Origin of the sequence: Neotamlana laminarinivorans (assembly GCF_020523925.1) — a bacterium.
GTDB lineage: Bacteria > Bacteroidota > Bacteroidia > Flavobacteriales > Flavobacteriaceae > Neotamlana > Neotamlana laminarinivorans.
In genome coordinates, this window is the sequence record NZ_JAJAPW010000007.1 from 40,448 (window position 1) to 59,437 (window position 18,990).

12 protein-coding genes are annotated in these 18,990 nt (G+C 31.3%); 8 read left to right on the forward strand and 4 right to left on the reverse strand.

All coding sequences use genetic code 11. The features are described from left to right. Positions 1–28: 28 nt before the first annotated feature. The gene (locus LG649_RS14045) at positions 29–2,716 is read right to left on the reverse strand and encodes a TonB-dependent receptor (protein WP_226544456.1); all 2,688 of its coding nucleotides are present in this window, start codon (positions 2,714–2,716) and stop codon (positions 29–31) included. 193 nt (positions 2,717–2,909) lie between these two features. Between LG649_RS14045 and ychF the strand changes: the two genes are divergently transcribed. The 8 genes from ychF to LG649_RS14085 all read left to right on the forward strand — a co-directional run bounded on the left by ychF (position 2,910) and on the right by LG649_RS14085 (position 14,769). Beyond that, positions 2,910–4,004: a redox-regulated ATPase YchF gene (gene ychF / locus LG649_RS14050; RefSeq protein WP_226544457.1), complete on the forward strand. Its 1,095-nt coding sequence runs from the start codon at positions 2,910–2,912 to the stop codon at positions 4,002–4,004. A 193-nt stretch (positions 4,005–4,197) separates the two neighbouring features. Beyond that, positions 4,198–4,650, forward strand: coding sequence for an SRPBCC family protein (locus LG649_RS14055; RefSeq protein WP_226544458.1), 453 nt, complete (start codon positions 4,198–4,200; stop codon positions 4,648–4,650). 176 nt (positions 4,651–4,826) lie between these two features. After that, a complete protein-coding gene (locus LG649_RS14060; protein ID WP_226544459.1) occupies positions 4,827–6,692 on the forward strand; it encodes a DNA topoisomerase IV subunit B in 1,866 nt (621 codons plus the stop codon). A gap of 3 nt (positions 6,693–6,695) precedes the next feature. Next, positions 6,696–9,293, forward strand: a complete 2,598-nt coding sequence (locus LG649_RS14065; protein WP_226544460.1) for a DNA gyrase/topoisomerase IV subunit A — start codon at positions 6,696–6,698, stop codon at positions 9,291–9,293. A gap of 755 nt (positions 9,294–10,048) precedes the next feature. Continuing rightward, positions 10,049–10,618 (forward strand): TetR/AcrR family transcriptional regulator, encoded by a 570-nt coding sequence (locus LG649_RS14070; protein WP_226544461.1) that lies wholly within the window; start codon positions 10,049–10,051, stop codon positions 10,616–10,618. A 41-nt stretch (positions 10,619–10,659) separates the two neighbouring features. Continuing rightward, the gene (locus tag LG649_RS14075) at positions 10,660–12,486 is read left to right on the forward strand and encodes a T9SS type A sorting domain-containing protein (RefSeq protein ID WP_226544462.1); all 1,827 of its coding nucleotides are present in this window, start codon (positions 10,660–10,662) and stop codon (positions 12,484–12,486) included. A gap of 306 nt (positions 12,487–12,792) precedes the next feature. Then, positions 12,793–13,446, forward strand: coding sequence for a hypothetical protein (locus tag LG649_RS14080; protein WP_226544463.1), 654 nt, complete (start codon positions 12,793–12,795; stop codon positions 13,444–13,446). A gap of 297 nt (positions 13,447–13,743) precedes the next feature. Further along, positions 13,744–14,769: an LLM class flavin-dependent oxidoreductase gene (locus LG649_RS14085; protein WP_226544464.1), complete on the forward strand. Its 1,026-nt coding sequence runs from the start codon at positions 13,744–13,746 to the stop codon at positions 14,767–14,769. A gap of 30 nt (positions 14,770–14,799) precedes the next feature. Here the strand turns inward: LG649_RS14085 and LG649_RS14090 are convergent, their stop codons facing one another. The 3 genes from LG649_RS14090 to LG649_RS14100 form a co-directional block, all read right to left on the reverse strand. Further along, positions 14,800–16,092: a PorP/SprF family type IX secretion system membrane protein gene (locus tag LG649_RS14090; protein ID WP_226544465.1), complete on the reverse strand. Its 1,293-nt coding sequence runs from the start codon at positions 16,090–16,092 to the stop codon at positions 14,800–14,802. 97 nt (positions 16,093–16,189) lie between these two features. Further along, a complete protein-coding gene (locus LG649_RS14095) occupies positions 16,190–16,975 on the reverse strand; it encodes a TerC family protein (protein ID WP_226544466.1) in 786 nt (261 codons plus the stop codon). A gap of 114 nt (positions 16,976–17,089) precedes the next feature. Continuing rightward, positions 17,090–18,916 carry a cytochrome-c peroxidase gene (locus tag LG649_RS14100; RefSeq protein ID WP_226544467.1) on the reverse strand — a complete coding sequence of 609 codons (1,827 nt, stop codon included), beginning with the start codon at positions 18,914–18,916 and terminating at the stop codon, positions 17,090–17,092. Between the last annotated feature and the right edge of the window lie 74 nt (positions 18,917–18,990).

Below are 18,990 nucleotides of genomic sequence, written 5' to 3' on the forward strand. Positions count from 1 at the left end.
CTTTTTTTTATTTATAAAATGAGTTCTCTTAAAATGTAAAATTAAGTTTAGCATAGTAATACGCACCACCAAATCCCATTTGTACAGAATCCCAATATCCACCAGCTTCAGTCCAATCGTCTTGTTGGTCTGGATAAATATTAAATAAGTTGTTTGCACCAACATTTATTTTTGTGCTCTCACATACATCGAACCCTAAATTTAAATCGGTTACTATTTTAGAAGAGTATGTGTCTGTAGCTGCAGCAACTTGGTCTGCAAGTGTGCCGTAATCTGCTGTGTCTTCATACATTTGCCAATCAAGTAATTCAACTTCGCTAAAACGTGTAAACGAAAGCGCAGCATCAAACCAATCTTTATCGTAGTTTAAGTTTAAGCTTATTTTGCTATCTGGAGCAGAAGCTAATAAAAAGGCTTTGTCACGCTCTCCAAAAAACGTTTGTTCGTCTAGATCTCCATTTAAAACATCATCAATTTCCATATTGTTGAAATTGGCAAGTAATGTTGCGCCTAATCGGCTACCATTACCTAAAGTTTCTTTGTAAGATAAAATAACATCTAAACCAGTTGTACTTGTATTAACACCGTTTGTAAAAAATTGTGCAGACCCAACATTGTCAATATCTGTAGCTTCAAAATAACCTGTTAATACAATACGATCTTTTACTTTAATATAATAACCATCTAAAGTAGCTGTAAATTTCCCAAAAGAAGCAGTGAAACCTAAAGCGACGTTTAGGGCTTTTTCTTCATATAAATCTTCAATTCCAAACGATTTTGTTACAGGGCTATCGTTTGCAGCTAATAAAACTTCTTCTGTACCACTACTTGATACGTTAGTAAATTTTAAGTTGTAATAAATTTGAGCTAAAGATGGTGCTCTAAAACCAGAACTAACAGAACCTCTAATATTTATGTTGTCTGAAGCTTTTAAACGCATCGCTAATTTTCCGTTTAAAGTACTACCAAAATCACTGTAGTTTTCAAAACGTGCGGCACCACTTAAAAGGAAGCTATCAGTAATATCTAATTCCGCATCAGCGTAAAGCGATAAGTTACTTCTGTTTTCGTTAACTTCATTATCTGGACTATAACCAGGGAAGCCCTGTGAGCCCCCAGGTCTTAACTCTCCAGATGTAGCATCGTAATACACGTAATTAGCAGGATCAGTGTTTGCAGTAACAGGTTCTCCGTTAACGTCGTATGTGGCGTAAGATCCTTCTTCGCCTGCAAAAATGGCAAAGTTTTCAGTTCTAAACTCTGCTCCAAAGGCTAAGTTCATACCGGCTAAAACATCGTCGTAGTATTTAGATAAATCTAAGTTTATAGTATTTTGACTTAGGCTATGCCCGCCAGCATCAAAACTAGTTGGCGAGTTGTCTTCTAAAGAGGCGTTTAAAGTCCCTTCAATATAATAGTGAAAATTGTTTTTTCCGTAGGTGTTACTAAAATCTAAATTCCAGCCACTTGGCATTTCTGTTCTAATACCTGCAGAAACAGAGTTGTCTAAAATAACAGATGTAATTCTAGGTGTAAATCCATCAGGGTAAATAGATTCTACAACACGAGCACCGTCGTTTCTTGTAAATGCATAAGCATCAGTGTCTCTGTAATTACGTCCTCCAAAGGCATAAAATTCTGTGTTTTCAGATAAAGGAATGGCAACGTTTCCAAAGAAATTAAAACCATCAATAGCGGCTTCACCAAACCCTTTTCTAAATTCAAAAGATGGACGTAAAGTTTTATTCTTGCTTAAATATTCTGTTGTAAAATTGGCATAACCTTCTTCGCCAATTTTAAACCCATAATTGGCTGCAATTTTTACAGAGCCACCATCAAAATTTTTATCGTCTCCAATAGCATTTCCATCTTTTTCAGTGTCTAATCTATAACCATCTGTGTTCCAAGAACCGTATTCCCCAAAGTCGCTAGTATCAACATCAGGGTTGTTGTTGTATGCACCATACGAAATGCTACCTGTAAACTCTTCAACATTATCTTTTAAAACAATGTTAATTACACCAGCAATGGCATCAGATCCATATTGTGCGGCGGCACCATCTCTTAAAATTTCAATTCTTTTAATAGATGCAGAAGGAATGGCATTTAAATCGGTTCCTGTATTACCACGACCACGCGTACCAAAAAGGTTAATTAAAGACGATTGATGTCTTCTTTTACCATTAATTAAAACTAAAGTTTGATCTGGCCCTAAACCTCTAAGCGATGCCGGATCTACATGGTCAGCACCATCAGATCCAGATTGTTTATTGGCGTTAAAAGAAGGTGCAGCGTATTGTAATAATTCGTTAATTTCTACTTTTCCAATTTGTGTGTTAACTTCAGTTACATCAATAACATCAATAGCTACAGCAGTATCTACAGCTGTTCGTTTCGGGCTTCTAGAACCTACAAGTACAACAGCATCTAAGCTAACCCCTTCTTCTAAGGTTACGTTAATTGTAGATTGGCCATTAACTGCAATTGTAGCAGTATTGTAGCCTACGAAACTAAATACAAGGGAGGCATTATCGCTAACGGAAATAGAATAATTTCCATCAAAATCGGTTGTGGTACCATTGGTTGTACCGGCTTCACTAATGTTTACACCAGGGAGAGGGATTCCTGAGGCATCTTTTACAGTTCCGCTAACAGTTTGTTGTGCAAAAGTTAGACATACTGAAAAAAATAATAAATAAAAATGGATTGTTTTCATATGAGTATATTATAGTTAGGTAAGCTAATTTATAGTAAAACACCTAAAAAAACTAAGAAAAACATTAAAAAGGTTGTTGATAATTCTGTAAATACGAGTTTTTGTTGAAAAATTGTTAGCGTCTTCAATTTTAAAAAAAATGTAAAAAAACAAACAAGATAGTCTATATTTGCACTCGCAAAATACAGTTATTATGAAAGCAGGAATTGTAGGATTACCAAATGTTGGAAAATCAACGTTATTTAATTGTTTGTCTAACGCGAAAGCGCAAAGTGCAAACTTTCCTTTTTGTACTATTGAGCCTAATATAGGTGTTGTTAATGTACCAGATCCTAGATTAGAGAAATTAGAAGAATTGGTAAGTCCAGAACGAGTAATACCTGCTACTGTAGAAATTGTAGATATTGCTGGTTTAGTAAAAGGGGCAAGTAAAGGTGAAGGTTTAGGAAATCAATTTTTAGCAAATATTCGTGAAACAGATGCTATTTTACATGTTTTACGTTGTTTCGACAATGATAATATTGTACATGTTGATGGAAGTGTAGACCCAATTCGAGATAAAGAAACCATTGATATGGAACTTCAATTAAAAGATCTTGAAACTGTAGATAAAAAACTAGATAAAGTAAAGCGTGCCGCAAAAACAGGTAATAAAGAAGCTCAAAAAGAAGAAGCTATTTTATTAAGTATTAAAGCTGGTTTAGAAGCAGGAAAATCTGTTAGAGCTTTAGAGTTTAGTGAAGAAGATTATATAGATTTTGTAAAGCCAGCGCAATTAATTACCGATAAACCAGTGTTATATGTTTGTAATGTAGATGAAGGTGCTGCTGTTTCAGGAAACGATTATGTAGAAAAAGTAAAAGAGACAGTTAAAAACGAAAATGCAGAAGTTTTAGTGCTTGCAGTTGGTACAGAAGCCGACATTAACGAGCTTGAAGATTACGAAGAGCGTCAAATGTTTTTACAAGATATAGGCTTAGAAGAACCAGGATCGGCAAAATTAATTAGAGGAGCTTATAAACTTTTAAATCAGCAAACCTATTTTACAGCCGGAGTTAAAGAGGTACGTGCGTGGACTGTAAATGTTGGTGCAACTGCACCCCAAGCAGCGGGAGTAATTCATACCGATTTTGAAAAAGGTTTTATTCGAGCTGAAGTTATTGCATATAATGATTATGTAGAGCATGGTAGCGAAACAAAGGTAAAAGAAGCTGGTAAAATGCGCGTTGAAGGTAAAAACTACATAGTTAAAGATGGTGATGTAATGCATTTCTTATTTAATGTTTAGTCTTAATCTTATGATTCCCTATGAGAACATCTTAAACTTAAAAAAGATTTTTTTAGTTTATCATAATGATTGCCTTGAGAAATTTTTAAACACATAATTTTTAAAAAACGTTTTTAACATTTTTAAGTTTGTTAAAAACGTTTTTTTATATTGTGCTTTTAAAATAAATTACAAGCTATTACAATCGATTCTTATGCCTCTAATTGAAGTAGAAACAGAAATAAACGCTGACATAAAAAAATGTTTTGATTTAGCAAGAGATATCGATTTTTATCGCGAGTCTGTAAAAAATAGTACAGAAATTCCCATAAACGGAAAAATTTCTGGACTTGTGGAAAAAGGAGATATAACTACCTGGGAAATTAGTCATTTATTCTTTTCGCAACACATAACTTTAAGAGTTTCAGAGTTTAATAATCCCTTTTTGTTTACAGATGTACTTGTTAGTGGTAATTTTAAAGCCTATAAACACGAGCATATTTTTAAACCTATAAAGGCCAATACCTTGATGGTAGATAGGTTTTTCTTTCAATCTAAAAACGGAATTATAGGAAAAATATACGATTCATGTATTCTTAAATATCACGTTAAAAAACTTATAATTCATAGAAATACATTGCTTAAAACAAAGGCAGAGAGTATTTAGGTTTTAATTAACGCTGATTGCATTTTATAGATTACTTTTATTAAGTGAAAACTATTTAAAGTTAGCTTCTTAACATTTTATTGTAAGTTTTGTTAATTATTTTATGAGTTGGTTATTTTATTTTTTAATGCGTTATGCTATATTAGCAAGCAATCTCACTAAATCAACCTTTTTTTATGGCAGAACAAACCAAATATACCGAAGATAATATTCGTTCGTTAGATTGGAAAGAGCATATTCGTATGCGACCGGGAATGTATATTGGTAAATTGGGTGATGGTAGTTCGCCAGACGATGGTATTTATATTCTTTTAAAAGAAGTTTTAGATAACTCTATTGATGAGTTTGTAATGGGCGCAGGGAAAACCATCGAAATTTCAATACAAACTAACAAAGTTACAGTTAGAGATTATGGTAGAGGTATTCCTTTAGGAAAAGTGGTTGATGTAGTTTCAAAAATGAACACAGGTGGTAAGTACGATTCTAAAGCCTTTAAAAAATCTGTTGGTTTAAATGGTGTTGGTACAAAAGCTGTAAATGCATTATCTACCTATTTTAGAGTAGAGTCCAACCGAGATGGTAAATCCGCTTCTGCAGAGTTTGAAAAAGGAGAGCTTACAAATAAAGAAGATTTAATTGAAACATCGCGCCGTAAAGGAACAAAAGTATCTTTTATTCCTGATGAAAATATCTTTAAAAACTATAAATTTAGAAATGAGTACATAGTAAAAATGTTAAAAAACTATGTCTATCTTAATCCAGGTTTAACCATAGTTTTTAATGGTGAAAAGTATTTCAGTGAAAACGGACTTAAAGATTTATTAGCTGAAAAAATTAACGAATCAGATTTACTTTATCCTATAATTCATTTAAGAGGCGATGATATTGAAATTGCACTTACACACAGTAAAACTCAGTATAGCGAAGAGTATAATAGTTTTGTAAACGGCCAAAACACAACACAAGGAGGAACTCATTTAAATGCTTTTCGAGAAGCTATTGTTAAAACGGTAAGAGAATTTTACGGCAAAAATTATGATGCATCCGATGTTCGTAAATCTATTGTAAGTGCCATAGCCATTAAAGTTATGGAGCCTGTTTTTGAAAGTCAAACAAAAACTAAGTTAGGCTCTACAGATATGGGAGGAAATTATCCAACAGTGAGAACCTATGTAAACGACTTTGTTAAAACAAAACTAGATAATTACCTTCACAAAAATCAAGAAACAGCCGAAAAGCTTCAGCGAAAAATTTTACAAGCCGAGCGTGAACGAAAAGAGCTTTCGGGAATTAGAAAATTAGCAAAAGATCGTGCTAAAAAAGCAAGTCTACATAACAAAAAATTACGCGATTGTCGAGTACATTTTGGCGATACAAAAAACGAACGCAATCTAGAAACAACCTTATTTATAACCGAGGGAGATTCTGCTTCTGGTAGTATAACCAAATCACGCGATGTAAATACGCAGGCGGTATTTAGTTTAAAGGGAAAGCCTTTAAATTGTTATGGTCTTACCAAAAAAATAGTATATGAAAATGAAGAGTTTAATTTATTACAAGCCGCATTAAACATAGAGGAATCTTTAGAAGATTTGCGTTATAACAATGTTGTAATTGCTACCGATGCCGATGTAGATGGTATGCATATTAGGTTACTTCTAATTACATTTTTTCTTCAGTTTTTTCCAGAAGTTATAAAAGAAGGCCACCTGTATATATTACAAACACCTTTATTTAGGGTAAGAAATAAAAAGGAGACTATTTATTGTTATTCAGATGAGGAGCGAGTAGCCGCAATAAATAAGTTAAAGCCAAAACCGGAAATAACACGATTTAAAGGATTAGGTGAAATTTCGCCCGATGAATTTAAACATTTTATAGGCGACGATATTCGATTAGACCCTGTAATGCTAGACGATGGCATGTCTATTGAAGATTTATTATCATTCTACATGGGTAAAAATACCCCAACCCGCCAAGAGTTTATTATAGAAAATCTAAAAGTAGAGTTAGATTTAATAGAAGAAGAGAAAGCCTCATAATATATGATAGACGAACAAAACGACGAACTAGCCAACCAAGAAAACCAAGAACCAAACGAAACCATAACCCGAGTTACGGGTATGTATAAAGATTGGTTTTTAGATTATGCATCCTATGTAATTCTAGAACGCGCAGTACCTGCTATTGAGGATGGGTTTAAACCTGTACAGCGCCGTATTATGCACAGTATGAGGGATTTAGATGATGGGCGCTATAACAAAGTAGCAAATATTGTTGGGCATACCATGCAATATCACCCGCATGGAGATGCAAGTATTGCAGATGCCATGGTGCAAATTGGGCAAAAAGATTTGTTAATAGATACCCAAGGAAACTGGGGAAACATTTTAACAGGAGATAGTGCAGCAGCATCACGTTATATTGAAGCACGACTATCAAAATTTGCGCTCGATGTAGTTTACAATCCCAAAATTACAGAGTGGCAAGCCAGTTATGATGGCCGTAGAAAAGAACCCGTAAACCTTCCAGTAATGTTCCCATTGTTATTAGCACAAGGAGGAGAAGGTATTGCGGTAGGGCTTTCAACTAAAATATTACCACATAATTTTATCGAACTTATTGATGCTTCAATTAAGCATTTAAATGGGAAACGATTTACGTTAGTTCCCGATTTTCCAACAGCAGGAATTGCCGATTTTTCAAATTATAACGATGGTTTAAGAGGCGGAAAAGTACGTGTGCGTGCTAAAATTTCTCAGCGCGATAAAAATACTTTAGTAATTACCGAAATTCCTTTTGGTACAACAACGTCATCGTTAATCGATTCAATATTAAAGGCCAACGATAAGGGGAAAATAAAAATCAAAAAAATTGAAGATAATACGGCAGCAGATGTTGAAATTTTAGTGCATTTACCTTCAGGGTTGTCCCCAGATAAAACAATAGATGCACTTTACGCCTTTACTAGCTGCGAAAGTTCAATTTCACCATTAGGTTGCGTAATTGAAGACAATAAACCTCTGTTTATAGGGGTTTCTGAAATGCTGCGTAGAAGTACTGATAATACAGTGCAACTTTTAAAACAGGAGTTAGAAATTAAGCTTGGTGAGTTTGAAGAGCAATGGCATTTTGCATCGCTTGAGCGTATTTTTATTGAAAATAGAATTTATCGCGATATAGAGGAAGAGGAAACCTGGGAAGGTGTAATTAAAGCCATCGATAAAGGGTTACAACCACATATAAAGCATTTAAAACGTGCAGTTACCGAAGAAGATATTGTCCGTTTAACCGAAATTAGAATTAAGCGAATATCTAAATTCGATATTGATAAAGCACAACAAAAAATTGATGCTCTTGAAGAACAGATTGCCGAGGTAAAACATCATTTAGATAACTTAATAGATTACGCAATAGCTTATTTTACAAGGCTTAAAAAAGATTATGGAGAAGGGCGAGAGCGTAAAACAGAAATTCGCACATTTGCAGATGTTGATGCTACAAAAGTAGTTATAAGAAATACAAAGCTTTATGTAAACAGAGTAGAAGGTTTTATTGGAACCTCATTACGACGAGATGAATATGTTTGCGATTGTAGTGATATAGATGATATCATTGTATTTACCAAAGCAGGAAAAATGATGGTAACAAAGGTTGATACAAAAACCTTTATTGGTAAAGATATTATACATGTAGCGGTATTTAAAAAGAAAGACAAACGTACTATTTATAATATGGTTTACCGCGACGGAAAAAGTGGTCCATCTTATATTAAACGTTTTGCAGTTACTGCTGTAACTAGAGATAGAGAATACGATTTAACAAATGGTAACAAAGCATCAACCATGTTGTATTTTTCGGCAAATCCTAATGGAGAAGCCGAGGTAATTACAGTTATGCTAAGGCAAGCAGGAAGTATTAAAAAATTAAAATGGGATATTGATTTTGCTGATATTTTAATAAAAGCAAGAACATCAAAAGGTAATTTAGTTACCAAATATTCTGTTAAACGCATAGAGCTTAAAGAAAAAGGCGTATCCACTTTAAAACCCCGAAAAATTTGGTTTGATGAAACCGTTCGTCGCATTAACGTTGATGGCAGAGGTGAGTTAATAGGTGAATTTAAAGGTGAAGATAAATTACTTATAATTAACAAAAAAGGAGTTGTTAAAACGGTAACACCAGAGGTTACTATGCATTTTGATGATAATATGGTTGTGCTTGAAAAGTGGATACCGAATAAACCAATTTCGGCTATTTATTACCATGGCGAAAAAGAAATATATTACGTAAAACGTTTTGTAATTGAACAAGAAGATAAAGAAGAAACATTTATAGCAGATCACCCAAAATCACAACTAGAAATTATTTCAACCGATTGGAAACCTATGGCAGAAGTAGTTTTTGCAAAGGAACGTGGTAAAGAACGCAAAGAAAACCTAGAGGTAAATCTAGAAGAATTTATTGCTATTAAAGGTATTTCGGCGCTTGGTAATCAATTAACTAAAGATAAGGTAAATCAAATTAATTTATTAGAGCCTTTATCCCACGAGATAGAAGAAGTTGAAGAAAATATGATCGAAACTGAAGAAACTGAAGAGGGTAAAGAAGATAATGATGAAGATCAACCAACGTTGTTTTAAATTGATTAAAGGCTATTAGTTATGAGTAATGAAAATAAATATTATTTAATAATTAACTAAAACATTAATCATTACACAATAGAGGTAAGCTTATTTTAAGCTAAGAAATACTCCGTTAAAGGTTTTAGTGGAGGAAAAATTGCTTTTTTGATAGATTTTTTAATTGGGAATCTATAATTTCTTATGATAATATATATTCAATTATTTTTCAAGAGTATTGTTTAGTATTACTTGAATTTTAATGAGTGATTTAAAGTTAATACCGTTAATAATCTGTATACTAATGATTCAATATGTGTTTTTGTTTATGGCTTATTCTCAAGAGAAGTAAGGATTAATGAAGAAATTTACATACTATATTTTGATTTTTTTCGTTTTAATCCATTTCACTTTTATATTGTATTTTCCAGATAAAAAAAATTATTTAATAGATTTATTTTTTGTGATCACATTTTATCAACTTTGCCTTTTTTATTAGGAGGTATTCTATTTTTTTTACACTGCTTGATTGTTATAATTACTCACTTATTTGAATTTGCTTTAACTCTTTTAAAAATGTGTTTTAATTAGTTTATTAATAGGTGTGTATGTGTTGTTATGATGTGATTTTTTTTAATTCTTCCCGATATTTGTTTACGAGTACTACAGATAAAAATCCTTTAGATATTAAATGTCTATAAATACTAATTTTATCTATATTTTTTGTTAAAAACATTTAATTTTACCGATCGTTAGGTAATTTATATATTTGCAATATGAGACCCAAAAAAGTAGTAGATAAAGACATGTTAATTGGTTTAAGTAAAGTTTTTAGAGATAAAGGTTATGAAGGCGCGAGTTTAAAAGAATTAGCAGAAATTACAGGTTTAAAAAAAGCTAGCCTTTACCATAGATTCCCTAAAGGCAAGCAACAAATGGCTGAAGCCGTTTTTACTCACATTGATGAATGGGTACGCGCAAATATTTTCTCAGTTTTAAATGATAAATCTAAAACGCCACAAATAAGGCTTAAAAACGGTTTAATGAATATTAAAAAGCTTTATGCAGGAGGAAAAGAATCATGCATATTTAATGCCTTTTCGAAAGAAACAGGCATGTCTTTGTTTGAAGAATCTATAAAAAATAGTATGGTAGAATGGGTTAAAGCTTTTACCGAAATAGGACTTGAATTAATGTTGCCTATTAAAAAATCAAAAGCATATGCCATACAAACATTGATAGAAATCCAAGGAAGCCTTATAGTAACCAAAGGACTTAACGATATAAATTTATTTGAAACAACATTAAATCACATAGAAAAAAGGTATTTAAATAAACAGTTTTAAAATACACTCCATACCCCAAAAATTTTAAAGAAAAAGAAAAAATGAAAAAACACCTACTTATTTTAATTACTACTTTTAGTATAAATGTATTTGCACAAGAGCTAAGTTTTACTGAAGAAAGAAATATTAACTTTAATAAAGATTACGATAGTTATATAAGCGAGCATATAAGATCTGGATTTACAATAGATAATGAAGACAATAAAATTATTGTTGGTCAATTTGATGGTGTCGATGTAGATTTTGGAGGTCCAAATTTAATAGATTCAGAAGAAGACTTTAATATATTTATTGCAAAATATAATAAAAACAATGATTTATTATGGTTCAAAAATCTTGGAAGCACATATTTTCAGCTTCCACACTATTCTGGTAAATATTATACTAACGATTTTGCCAGCGATGTAAAAGTAGACAGCGAAAACAATATTTATGTGCTTGCGACTCTTGATGTAGGTACTCCTGAAACTGTTGACCTAGATGCAGAACATCCTACAACAAATTCTATAATTACAACTAGTAATTCTCCAGCTTTAGGTAGTAATAATAATCTAAACCTATTCTTAATTAAATATTCCTCTAATGGTATGCTTTTATGGTACAAAGAAATACAAGACGATTTTTCAGAAATTTCTTTAAAATTACATGTAGATGCGAATGATAATGTTTTGTTTACAGGATACAATTTGGGTTATACATCACATATTATCGATTTTGATCCTTATAATACGTATCCAGATGATATAGATTTAATTCCAGGAGAATTTTTTATGCTTGGTTTTATTGTTAAATATGATAGTGAAGGGAATTTTATAAACGTTTATGGTACAGGTAACGGACGAATTTCTGATTTACACGCTAGAGGCTTACCATCTGGTAATATTTATGCTTCTGGTTCGTTTAGTGCGAGCATAAGTTCAGATACATCAAATCCATTTGGTTTAGGTTTATCTTTATTTAAAAATAAAGAAAACCCAACCTATATAGAAAGTTTAGGATACTTTGAATTTGCTCCACAAAATGAAGATATTTTTATTACAAAATATGATAATACAGGTCAAGTTTTATGGGTAAACACAATAAGTTCTACATTAGAAAACCGTATTTCTGAGATGGTATTTGATGAGAATGAAAACATATATGTATCTGGGCGTATAAATGGTGCTTCAGTAGATTTTGATACTAATAATTCATCATCAACAGATATGTTAAGCGCCGTATCTGGAGGTTCTGCTTTTATAGCAAAATATAGCGGCGTAGACGGAAGTTTAATTTGGGCAAAAACAATATTGGGCGGAAACTTTTCTATAGTAAGAGGTTTAGCAATTAAAAATAATAAATTAGTTTTAGCAGGTGAATTTAATGGGGCTATTACTATAGGTACTTCATCTCTTAATACCAGTATTACTAATCCATTTATGGCTATAATGGATACCGATGGAAATTGGGAGAAGGCAGGGAAAATAGAAAAACTTACTTTTGCTTCTATTTCAGATATAAGGATAGATAATGATGGAGCTATACATTATTTTGGTTTTGATGCAGTAAGTGTATCTAATAATATACACAATGTTAAAAATATGTTTTTAGGAAAAGTTAATGATGTTACACTTTCCATTGATAACCCTAACTTAGGTATCTTTACAATATTTCCAAACCCCACAAATGGTAAAATATATATTAAGAATAATTCTAATATAAAAATAAAGGAAATAAACATATATGATATGTTAGGTAAATTAGTTTTAACTGAAAAGAATCTTATAAACTCTTTTATAGATATAAGCTTGTTACCTTTAGGGGCTTACATTTGTAATATAAAAACAGCAGAAAATAGTTTTTATAATTCAAAAATAATTAAAAAATAACTAAATTATAAAATATATTCATTTAAAAGAAGTATTGCTTTTTTTAATAATATCGTTTAGAGCAGAACCTTGGTTACCAATATTAAAGATAAACTAAAATAGATTCTGTTTTACTTCATCACGAAGATTTTGTGGAATATATATTTACTTTAGAGTCTGAATTTAATTTGAATACATTCGAAATGATTAAAACTGAAGTAGAATATTCTATTGACTGAAGAACCTCATAAAAAAGTTTTTAAAACAATAAAATTTTAAAAAGTACATTTGAAATAATGAATAAAAATAAATATATTTAATAGTTATATGAAAAAAATATACTTACTATTAATAGTTTTATTTTTTTTGGGTTGTATAGGTAAAGAGAAAAAGAATATTGCCCTGAACCGGGAAGCCTATATATTTTGGATTGATACAATCTCTAATGGTAAATTTTTAAAGATATATTCAAACCCTGAAAAGGATGAGCAAAATTTAACAGCAGTATATGGAAACGAAAAAATAAAAAATAAAATTAACTTATTGATTGAGGATTACCAAATAACTAGAATTCCATTTTCAAACAAAGTTAATTGGATTACTGAAAAAAGCTTTGCAATAGTATATGCATGTGGAACAGGTTGTATTAATGTTATAATTTTTAATATAGAAAAAGAAAAACCTCTAATTCAAACAATTTTATACTACCCTAGTGATGAGTATTTAGATTTTGAAACTGATAATCCTAATTTATATATTGCTTCTATTGGAAATATTGAAGATAATCCAAGCTTTGTAATTATCGATACAGATACTCAAAAAAAGGACACTATTAACTTACCCAAAAAATGGATTAGAGGACTAGGCACAATTTATAATATTGTTGATAAATTAAAAATTGAAAACTCTATAATTGAAATAATACAAAATCAAGAAAAAGGAGAAATTAAAAAAATACAGGAAACAATACATTTAAAATAAACCGACAAGAGTTAATACCTCTTTTTTTAATTATATATTAAACTAGATTAGTTGTTTTTTTATTAAAAAAATTAAGATAATAAATAAAATAGAGAACTATTAACTTTAATGAACATTAATACAAGTCAATTCCCAAAATATATACTAACAGCTGTAACAGCTGTAGGACGTACAATTATTGATTTTTTTTAAAAAAGAGGAGTTTTATTTAATTACAGTTTATGCTTTTTTAATCCAATAAATCATCAGCTAAATTTTAATAAAATTTATTACTGATTTAAAAAACTTCACAAAATTATGAAAAAAAAAGAAGTAGCATATTCTGTTTTAGAGCTTGCCATAGTATCAGAAAAACAGACGTTTAAAGACACATTTAATAATACAATAGCTTTAGCAAAAGCTGCTGAAAACTTTGGTTATAAAAGGTTTTGGTTAGCAGAGCATCACAACTCTGCAGCTATTGGTAGTAATGCCACATCAGTTTTAATTGGTCATGTTGCCGAAAAAACCGAAACAATAAAAGTTGGTTCAGGAGGTATTATGTTGCCCAATCATTCTCCATTAATTATTGCAGAACAATTTGGAACTCTAGGTACTTTGTATCCCAATAGAATTGACTTAGGTTTAGGAAGAGCTCCGGGAACAGACCAAATTACAGCAGCAGCTATTCGGTCTGATTTTTTTAATGCGGCACAATCATTTCCTTCCGAAGTTGAAAAAATTCAAGACTATTTTTCTGTAGATAATCAAAATGAAAAAGTAAGAGCAGTAATAGCCGAAGGTGTTAATGTACCAATGTATATTTTGGGTTCTAGTACAGATAGTGCTTATTTAGCTGCAAAAAAAGGATTGCCTTATGCTTTTGCTAGTCATTTTGCACCAACACATTTAGCTAATGCGTTTAAGATTTATCATGAAAATTTTCAGCCTTCAGAAAGTTTAAGTCAACCTTATACACTTGCGGGTGTTAATATAATAGTTGCAGATACTGATGCTGAGGCAGAACAAATTTCTACTTCATTATATCGCATGATTGTTAATTTTTTAAGCGGAAAAAGAAGTTATTTACAACCGCCAACAGAAATGACATCAGATTTAAAAGCATTAACAAATCACCCATCGGTGCAGCAAATGCTTAAATATACCTTTATAGGCAGTAAGGAAACAGTTAAGGCTAAAATTTTAGACTTTATTAATACAACTCAGGTTAATGAAATTATTGCGGTTACCAATATTTATGGTATAGAAAACCGAATAAAATCTTATCAATTATTTGCACAAGTAATGCAAGAGATAAATGCTAATAAATCTGCTTTAGTATAGTAATATTATGGTTGTTATGTGTAAGCTTTTTTATTTTATGCGTAACAACCAAACTTTATTAAATCCATCTTCTTTTTGTTTGCTAAAGGTACGTTCAACGGCTAATTCTTTATCATCATAACGATCTACATAAATATAATAGAATTTATCGCCAGTTTTACGTCCTGCTCTAGCATAAATACCTTGAGATTTTAAACGTTCTACTTCTTTGTTGGCATTGTTTTCGTTAACAAAACTTCCTAAAATTATATAATAACCAGATTTTAAGACACCGTTTTCAATATCGGAAGGAGAATCTTCACTCATTACAGGTGTATCGCTAGCGTTAGTTTTTTCTGTGTTTGTTTCAGTAATAAAATCTTCAGCTATATCTTCTGTTTCTGAGGTTTGTTCAACAGTTTCGGTAATTATAGGTTCTGGTTTTTTTTCTTTCTTTCTTCTACCTAATTTCTCTCTACTTCGTTTAACGTTAGCTAACCATTCTGGTATTTCTTGTTCTTTTGGTGTTAAATCTACGGAAACCCCTACAGAATGCACACGATTAAAGTTTTGAGAACCTAGGGCACTTTCAATAGAGTAGCTTACTCTAAAATATTTAAAAAAGCGTCCGCTAATGGTAGCATTAAAAGAATAATCGTCCTTATAGCTTAAAGCCAATTCGTAATTGCCTTTGTAATTAATATTGGCAGCACCTTCAACAATGTTTAAGTCGCTGTAAGAGTTGTATTTTGCCATAGGCGTAATCCTTAAATTATCAGAAACTCTTATTCTGTAGGCTGCATATGCTGTATAACCATCACTACTGGTTAAGGGTTCGATTGGAGCTAAAGACAAATCATTTTGAATTGGGTATGTTGTTAAAAAACCACCAATGGTTAAGTTAAAATTAGTGTAATGTGCCCCCAATTTATAAACAGAACTAAAGCTATTATCGTTCGATGATCTATTTTCGTTAACTCTATCTATACCAATTGAAGCTCCTAGGTTAATGTAATTAAATTCGTTACCTAAATTAAATTTAAACCGTGTATTTAAGAATAGTTGTGTATAGTGATAAATTTGATAGCTATGATTTGAATAATCTAAACCAAAAGCAAAATTATCAAAAGGAGCTAATTGTGCATTTACATATTGTGATGTGTTAGATATGTTTGTGTCTGAAGCCTGAATAATTCCTGTCATGTTATAACGACCATTTAAAGCTAAAAATGAAGGATCGTCTAAATATGGATTTATAGGATTTTGATTAGGAAAAACTACACGTTGGCCAAATATTGAAATAGAGACGAATAGAAATAATACAATGCAGTTGGCCTTTTTCATGATTTGAAGCTTTTATATGAAGTAAAGTTAAAAAAAATACAACAGTTACTAATATAATCCTTTTACAAAACTATATGTAACTTAAAATAAAACCGAATTATTGTTTTTTAGTTGTTTTAAAGTTTAAAAACTCTACAAAAAGTGAAAAGGCAATAGCAAAATACAAATAACCCTTTGGTATGGCACCAACCTCGTTGCCAAATAATTTGGTGTGCGATAGGTGAGCGGCTTCGGTAATTAGCATAAACCCAATTAGAATTAAAAAGGCTAAGCCAAGTAGCTGTATACTAGGGTGGTTATTAATAAATTTACGAATTGGATTTGCAAACCCAATCATTATGGCTATTGAAATTACAACAGCAATTATCATGAGTACTAAAGTGTAATTATGGTTTGGGTGTAAACCGTTTGTCATACCAACCGCAGTAAGTATAGAATCGATTGAAAATATAAAGTCTATAATTAAAATTTGTGTTATGGCTTGCTTTAGGCTTTGCATTTTTTTGCCTTTAAGATTTTGTTCACTGTGGTTGGGGTGTTCAACTTTTTCATGAATTTCGCTAGTACTTTTATATATTAAAAAAATACCACCAACAAAAAGTATTACGGCTTGCCAACTTATCTCGGCATGAAACCACGACAGGTTAACAGTATAAAAAGGTTCTTTTAAACCTACTAAAAAACTAACAAAAAACAATAAAATAATACGCTGCGCCATGGCTAAAAGTAAACCAATATTTGTGGCTTTACTTCGTTGGTTTTCTGGTAATTTGTTGGCTGCAATAGATATGAATACAATATTGTCAATGCCTAAAATAATTTCTAAAAAAGTTAAGGTTAGTAACGCCATTATAGCGTCTGTTGTAAGTAAAAAATCTATCACAATAAAAAAGGTGTTTATATCAAATCTAATGAAAAATTAGACACAAAAATAAAGCTTCAAAACATTTGTGAATTTGTTTTGAAGCTTTTCTAAATATGAATCTAATATTGGTGTTTAATAGTTTTCGTAATCTTTATCGGTTAAAGTATTCATAAAGGCTATTATAGCATCAATTTCGTTTTCATTTAAATCTAAAGGAGTTGGAGGCAAGGTTTGATACGGCACATCTAGACCTAAACCTTGTCCGCCACCTAGGTTGTAAAACTCAAGAACCTGTTCTAACGTTTCAAAAGCACCGTTGTGCATGTAAGGAGCTGTAAGTGCAATGTTTCTAACGGTTGAGGTTTTAAAATAACCGCGACGTTCTTCAACTTCATAGGGGTAATATAATCCTGGGTCGTTATCTAAAACAGGATTTTCAAAATCTGATGTTTTAGTTAGACCTAAGTGTTCAAATTCGGTTTCTGCAAATTTTGGTGGTACAGTACCATAAAAAGTAGGCGGGAAATGGCAGGTTGCACAAGCGGCTTTTCCCATAAACAAATTAAAACCTAATACCTCTTTTTTAGTTAAAGTGTTTTCTAAATCTTGCATATTTCTATCGAATTTAGAATTAAATGGTGTTAAGCTTCTAATGTAGGAGGCAATGGCATTTCTAATGTTTCTATTAGTAATTTTACCTTTGTAAATAGAATCGAATTGTTGTTTGTATTCTGGTTTAGCTTTAATGTTTTCTTCTAAGGTTTTTAAATCTATATGAAATTCATTTTTATTATTTGTAACGCCTACAATTTGGCCTTCTAAACCATCACCACGACCATCATAAAAAAAGCTTCTTTGGTATACCGCATAAGGAAGTGTTGGTGTGTTTCGCAGTAGTGGTTGGCCGTTAGTTCCTAAGGCAATTTTATTACCATCGGTAAATGCTTTTTCTTTTATATGGCATGTAGCACAGCTAATGGTGCCAGATCCAGAAAGTGAAGTATCGTTGAATAACGCTTTACCGAGAGCTATACTTTTTTCTGTGATTTTTGGAGTGTGAGGAGGCGAAAACATCTTTTTATTGAAGAAGGTTTCGGAAAACACATTAGTACTTTTGGGGTTTAACGCCCGAGAGGTACTTAGTTCTATATTCCAAGCATTAGCAGTTTGGTTTATTAGTTTTAATTGCTTGTTTGTGTGTTTTTTTATGAAACTATACCGATCAAAACTATCAAAATTACCTTGGTTAAGTGTTTTTATAGTAAGTTCTATTTCATTTAACCAAGCCTTATAAATTGATTCGTTTAAAGTGTTTTTGTAAATGGAAAGCACATGTTTTATAGACTCGTAATTATAAATGGCTTCTGTAAGTGAATTTGCAAGTACTGGCGAATCGAAACCTGTAATACCTTTTAAGGCTACGTTTACAATGGCATCTCGCATCATTTTTAAATGATGTCTGTCGCGTTGTTTTAAAATACCATGGTTTTTAACAATGTAAGGTATGCGCAGTTGTAAGTAGTTATAAACACGAAAAAGTTCTTTATTTTCAATAGTATCTTCGCCAAATAAGTATTCTTCAAGAACTTGATAGCTTTTAGGTTTAATTTTTTTAATGTCGGTATGATCGTCTATTTCAATTTTAAGCAAATTAGGAGCATTCATCGATTGGTAATTCTCATAATCATATGCAATTAACAGCGGTTCAGCTCTCTTATACCATTTTCTGCTTAGTAAAAGATTGTTTTGGTTTTCTTTTAAAGATTTTAGTGTATCTATTTTTTTTATGTAAAACGCAGCGCTATCTAAAGTTTGAAAATAATATTGCTTAATGTCGTCATTAAACATAGAATCACTTGTTGTAGATATTGTTTTTTCTGGAAGTGTTTCCGTTTTTTTACAAGAATAATTAATTAAAATTAACGGAAGTATTAGCCATAAAGCTTTAAAAATTTTCATTTTTAAGATAGTTAAATTTTATGCAAAAAGGCTCCTAGTAAATAGGAACCTTTTTTTGATTGTTTGAAATTGTT

Excerpts from the sequence above, each read along its gene's own strand:
- LG649_RS14065 (WP_226544460.1), top strand. The coding sequence starts at position 6,696 with ATGATAGACGAACAAAACGACGAACTAGCCAACCAAGAAAACCAAGAA.
- LG649_RS14045 (WP_226544456.1), bottom strand. The coding sequence starts at position 2,716 with ATGAAAACAATCCATTTTTATTTATTATTTTTTTCAGTATGTCTAACT.
- LG649_RS14085 (WP_226544464.1), top strand. The coding sequence starts at position 13,744 with ATGAAAAAAAAAGAAGTAGCATATTCTGTTTTAGAGCTTGCCATAGTA.
- LG649_RS14090 (WP_226544465.1), bottom strand. The coding sequence starts at position 16,092 with ATGAAAAAGGCCAACTGCATTGTATTATTTCTATTCGTCTCTATTTCA.
- LG649_RS14100 (WP_226544467.1), bottom strand. The coding sequence starts at position 18,916 with ATGAAAATTTTTAAAGCTTTATGGCTAATACTTCCGTTAATTTTAATT.
- LG649_RS14070 (WP_226544461.1), top strand. The coding sequence starts at position 10,049 with ATGAGACCCAAAAAAGTAGTAGATAAAGACATGTTAATTGGTTTAAGT.
- LG649_RS14075 (WP_226544462.1), top strand. The coding sequence starts at position 10,660 with ATGAAAAAACACCTACTTATTTTAATTACTACTTTTAGTATAAATGTA.
- LG649_RS14060 (WP_226544459.1), top strand. The coding sequence starts at position 4,827 with ATGGCAGAACAAACCAAATATACCGAAGATAATATTCGTTCGTTAGAT.
- LG649_RS14080 (WP_226544463.1), top strand. The coding sequence starts at position 12,793 with ATGAAAAAAATATACTTACTATTAATAGTTTTATTTTTTTTGGGTTGT.
- LG649_RS14055 (WP_226544458.1), top strand. The coding sequence starts at position 4,198 with ATGCCTCTAATTGAAGTAGAAACAGAAATAAACGCTGACATAAAAAAA.
- ychF (WP_226544457.1), top strand. The coding sequence starts at position 2,910 with ATGAAAGCAGGAATTGTAGGATTACCAAATGTTGGAAAATCAACGTTA.